This window comes from Candidatus Margulisiibacteriota bacterium (assembly GCA_031268855.1).
Taxonomy (GTDB): domain Bacteria; phylum Margulisbacteria; class Termititenacia; order Termititenacales; family Termititenacaceae; genus Termititenax.
In genome coordinates this window covers 1-4,197 of record JAIRWS010000060.1, presented here as the reverse complement: position 1 = coordinate 4,197, position 4,197 = coordinate 1, and the positions used below count along the sequence as shown (strand labels likewise).

Genomic DNA, 4,197 nt, shown 5'->3' with positions numbered 1-4,197 from the left:
TGCCGTGCGAATGGGTAGCCGAGCCGCTGGCGGCTGCTAAGGTGCCAACGCCGTGTGAATGTGCGCCGCCGCCGGTCACTGTTAATCCGCTTAATGAATGATTGTGGCTGGGCAGATTGACTGTGTCCAGAATTGCGGTCCCGCCACCAACGCTGCCGCCCGCCGCGCCGCCTCTGATAAATCTATCCCGCAGATCCGGCATGGTTACCGCGCCAAGCCCGGGTATAGTTCTGCTTTGCCCGTCGCAGATGTACCAGCCGCCGCGCCCGTCCTGCCAGCTGCCGTCCATCAGCATGATCATGCCTACCGGAAAAAAAGTCAGGTCGGTGATGTCCGAGGCCAGCAGCGGGCTGCCTATTTCTACTTTGGTGTGTAATATTTTTGTCATGTAAATTCCCCCTGTTTTTATTTACTTATGGTTATATTTACCATTAGTCAATAATAAATTATACTTGTTATTTGCAAATTGTCAAGAGATATATATCTAGACTATAAGTTTGGAATGAGTCTGCGAAAACTTTTTATCTCTAATTTGCGCAGGATCCGCCGCGCCTCCGGCATTTCACAAATGGAGCTGGCTGAGCTCTGCAACACTTCGGTTAATTATATCGGCACGATCGAAATGGGCATCCGGTTTCCTTCCATGGAAATGATCGAAAGAATTTCTGCCGCGCTGCAAATTAAACCTTACAAGTTTTTTCTGGAAAATTCACCCGCGCCAGTTAAAAAACCAATTAAACAGATGCAGCCGGAGTTATTGAGAAAATATGTGCTTAATCAGCTGGACAAAGTGACGCGGAAGATCCGCAAATACTAGTTTACATGCCCCTAATTTCGAGTTTATTTTTTTAGTGTTATAATCCCCCAATGCTGAAGCTCAAGAGCAAGTTTATTTTTGTGACCGGCGGCGTGGTGTCGGGTTTGGGCAAAGGCATCACCGCGGCTTCGCTGGGGCGGCTGCTGCTGGCGCACGGCTACACGGTGACGATGCAAAAAATGGATCCCTACATCAATGTCGATCCGGGCACGATGTCCCCCTATCAGCACGGCGAGGTTTTCGTGACCGACGACGGCGCGGAAACCGACCTCGATCTGGGACATTATGAGCGTTTTATCGACACGCCCCTGTCCAAATGGAATAATGTCACCTCGGGTTCGGTTTACTCCAACGTGATCGCCCGCGAGCGGCGCGGCGACTATTTGGGCGCCACAGTGCAGGTCATCCCGCACATCACCAATGAGATCAAAGAGCGCATGGTGCGCGCCGCCCAGCACAATAATTCCGATGTGGTGATCGTCGAGGTCGGCGGCACGGTCGGTGATATCGAGTCTCTGCCCTACATCGAAGCGATCCGCCAGTTTAAAAACGAACTGCCGCGCGGCAGCGCGCTCAATATTCACTGTACGCTGGTGCCTTTCATCGAGGCTTCCGGCGAGCACAAGACCAAGCCGACGCAGCATTCGGTCAAAGAGCTGCGCTCGATCGGTATTCATCCTGACGTGATCATTTGCCGTTCGGCGGCCAGACTTTCGCGGGAATTAAAAAATAAAATTTCGCTGTTTTGCGACGTGCGGCCGGAAGCGGTGTTCGGCCTGCACAATGTTGTTTCGATATATGAGGTGCCGCTTTTGCTGGAGCAGGAAAAAATGCCCGACGTGGTGCTGGAGCTGCTGGGCTTGAGCAAAAAACAAAACCCCGATCTGACGGACTGGAAAGCCTATGTGGAAAAAATGAAAGCCTGCGGCCGGACTGTGACTATCGCCGTGGCTGGCAAATATGTCGCGCTGGAAGACGCCTATATTTCTATTGCTGAGTCGATCAAGCACGCCGCGGTGCAGCAAGGATTTAAAGCCAGGATCAAATGGGTCAATACCGAGGCGCTGGAATCCGAATCCGCCTGGCAGGAACAGCTGGCCGGCATTGACGGTCTGGTCGTGCCGGGCGGTTTTGGCAGCCGCGGTATCGAGGGCAAAATAAAAGTCATTCAGTATGCGCGCGAAAACAAATTGCCTTTTCTGGGCATTTGTCTCGGGATGCAGATGGCCGTGGCGGAATTCGCGCGGCATGTCTGCGGCTTGCCGGACGCCAACTCCACGGAATTTAACGAACAGACCAAAGAGCCGGTCATCGACCTGATGCTGGATCAAAAAACTATCACCGCCAAAGGCGGCACGATGCGCCTGGGCGCTTATCCCTGTCAGATAAAACCCGGCACGCTGCTGGAAAAATGTTACGGCCAAAAAGAAATTTCCGAACGCCACCGTCACCGTTATGAATTTAACAACAAATACCGCGAGCTTTTTACCCAAAATGGTTTGAAAATTTCCGGCCTGTCGCCTGACGAAAATTTAGTCGAGGTGGTGGAGCTGCCGGAGCATCCGTTTTTCATTGCCTGTCAGTATCACCCCGAGTTTAAATCCCGCCCGGGTCGTCCGCATCCGCTCTTCGCGGGGTTGGTCAGAGCGGCGGGGGAGGTTTAGCGCTGGTCAAAATATCTGGCAAAGGTGGTCAGGTCTTCCCGCCAATAATTTGGATTTATTTCAAAATTGATGATCAGCGGCTCCGCTTCAGGGCACTGCTGATTACGCTACTGGATAATCTGCCGCAGTAGCTGAAAAGACAGTGCGAATTCCGCGGTACCGCAGGTCGGGAAAAGCTCGTACTCGATATTTTTGCCGAAATATTCAGGATACGGCATTTTGACGGCATGGAGAAAATTCTGTAAATCTACTGGCCTATTTTCCACCGGAAAAGTCAATAAAAAGACCATATTCGCCCTGTCCAAAGACGGAGCTTTTGCCATAGCTAACAGTTAATTCCTAAAACCCATATCCAAATCATCGAGTTGTTATCTACTTCTCCGCCGCAGTCACTTTGATGATGTAGATGACCGAATAATACAACGGCATATTGTTGTAGCTAGCGTTTGTGCCGGTGACGCCGTCATTGTCAGCGGTGGCGCTGGGTAATGCGTGTGTATGTGCGCCCGTGGAATTATGCGTGGCATTTATATTTCCCCAGCGGGCAGACGCTTGTAAGCCACTCCAGTGGGCATTGTTGTAACTGCCAGAGGATTTCCCTAGGCTAAACACGCCGCTGGCTTCGACGAGAAAATTTATGTTTTCTGCGCTGGCTATCTTTAAGCCGCCAGTATGCGCATCATGACTGTGCTCCCCAGCCGGCCCTGTATTGCCGGACAATTCATGATTATGTAAAGGCAGCATGGCGGCGGTCAAAGCATTGCTACCGCCGGTATTCGCTAGAGCGCCTTTGCCTTTGATAAATTTATCTTCCAGATCAGGGGTTAGTCCATTATTATAATTTGTTCTATTGCAGGAATACCAACCCGGCAATGTAACATTGTCTTGCCAGCTCGCCCCGTCATACATCAAGATAGCGCCTATCGGCAGACTGTCCTGCTTGCCGCTGAGCGCGTTGTTTGCAGCATGGACTTGTGTTTCCAGTTCGCGCACCGCTTCGGCCAGAGCGTCATAGACCGCTTTTGCCGAAGGATACTCGATATCGGTAGACGCGCTGGATAGGCTGGTCGCTTTATTCGCCACCTTTTCTCTGGTATTCAGCGCCGCGGTCATACCCGCCGCCGAAAGTTGTTCACCTTTCTTAATAAAATATGGTGTCCCTTCAAAGTTGTCAGTGTAATTATTGGTGGCCATATATATACCCCAGTCTGTTTTTATTTATATACCCTATATATTTTATATAGGGTATATATTCCTTAGACAATGATTTTAACAGAGAATAAACTTTTGTCAAGTAACTAGATAATAAATAAGGATAGATGGCATGCCCCAGAAAATCACTGCGGAAATTCTGAAAAAGATTTTTGGCGAGAAATTGTCCTGGCTACGGGAAAAGAGCGGGGAGACTATTGAAGAGTCTGCTTTTAGCCTGGGCCTGGATGTCAGTGATTATTTTAAGTTTTTGAAAGGCAAGAGGCTGCCTCATTTGCTGACCCTGATGCGCATTAGCCAGAAATACGGTGTGGCGGTTGGCTGGTGGTTTGGCGAGGTAAAAAGTGTGCCGCAAAATAGAGCGCAGATCAGACAGAGCACTCTGGAAAATAAAATATCCCGTGCCATTAGCACACTGGATGTCAAAACACAAAAGGCCGTGCTGGCCATGCTCAAAACTCTGGCCAAAAATCTCAAGTAGCTGGAAATAGGTTTGGCTTTTAC

Annotated in this window: 6 protein-coding genes; 3 read left to right on the top strand and 3 right to left on the bottom strand. The window is 50.1% G+C overall.

The features are described 5' to 3' along the window. Nucleotides 1-388, bottom strand: a 388-nt coding sequence (locus tag LBJ25_03800; protein MDR1453082.1) for a hypothetical protein, incomplete at its 3' end; no start/stop codon positions are given. A 114-nt stretch (nt 389-502) separates the two neighbouring features. On the opposite strand from LBJ25_03800, the gene LBJ25_03795 reads away from it, so the two are divergent. Continuing rightward, complete coding sequence (locus LBJ25_03795) at nt 503-817, top strand: helix-turn-helix transcriptional regulator (protein ID MDR1453081.1); 315 nt, start codon at nt 503-505, stop codon at nt 815-817. 50 nt (nt 818-867) lie between these two features. Then, on the top strand, nt 868-2,481 hold the full coding sequence (locus tag LBJ25_03790; GenBank protein MDR1453080.1) for a CTP synthase: 1,614 nt from the start codon (nt 868-870) through the stop codon (nt 2,479-2,481). 107 nt (nt 2,482-2,588) lie between these two features. Here the strand turns inward: LBJ25_03790 and LBJ25_03785 are convergent, their stop codons facing one another. Together LBJ25_03785 and LBJ25_03780 are read right to left on the bottom strand one after the other, a co-directional pair. After that, complete coding sequence (locus LBJ25_03785; GenBank protein MDR1453079.1) at nt 2,589-2,804, bottom strand: hypothetical protein; 216 nt, start codon at nt 2,802-2,804, stop codon at nt 2,589-2,591. 49 nt (nt 2,805-2,853) lie between these two features. Next, the gene (locus LBJ25_03780; GenBank protein MDR1453078.1) at nt 2,854-3,675 is read right to left on the bottom strand and encodes a hypothetical protein; all 822 of its coding nucleotides are present in this window, start codon (nt 3,673-3,675) and stop codon (nt 2,854-2,856) included. Between the two features lie 130 nt (nt 3,676-3,805). Here LBJ25_03780 and LBJ25_03775 point away from each other — a divergent pair, with 130 nt between their 5' ends. Further along, nucleotides 3,806-4,174 carry a helix-turn-helix domain-containing protein gene (locus LBJ25_03775; protein ID MDR1453077.1) on the top strand — a complete coding sequence of 123 codons (369 nt, stop codon included), beginning with the start codon at nt 3,806-3,808 and terminating at the stop codon, nt 4,172-4,174. Nucleotides 4,175-4,197: the final 23 nt, after the last annotated feature.

Bases quoted from the DNA above. Each gene is read 5' to 3' on its own strand.
- LBJ25_03795 (MDR1453081.1), top strand. From the start codon at position 503: ATGAGTCTGCGAAAACTTTTTATCTCTAATTTGCGCAGGATCCGCCGC.
- LBJ25_03790 (MDR1453080.1), top strand. From the start codon at position 868: ATGCTGAAGCTCAAGAGCAAGTTTATTTTTGTGACCGGCGGCGTGGTG.
- LBJ25_03780 (MDR1453078.1), bottom strand. From the start codon at position 3,675: ATGGCCACCAATAATTACACTGACAACTTTGAAGGGACACCATATTTT.
- LBJ25_03785 (MDR1453079.1), bottom strand. From the start codon at position 2,804: ATGGCAAAAGCTCCGTCTTTGGACAGGGCGAATATGGTCTTTTTATTG.
- LBJ25_03775 (MDR1453077.1), top strand. From the start codon at position 3,806: ATGCCCCAGAAAATCACTGCGGAAATTCTGAAAAAGATTTTTGGCGAG.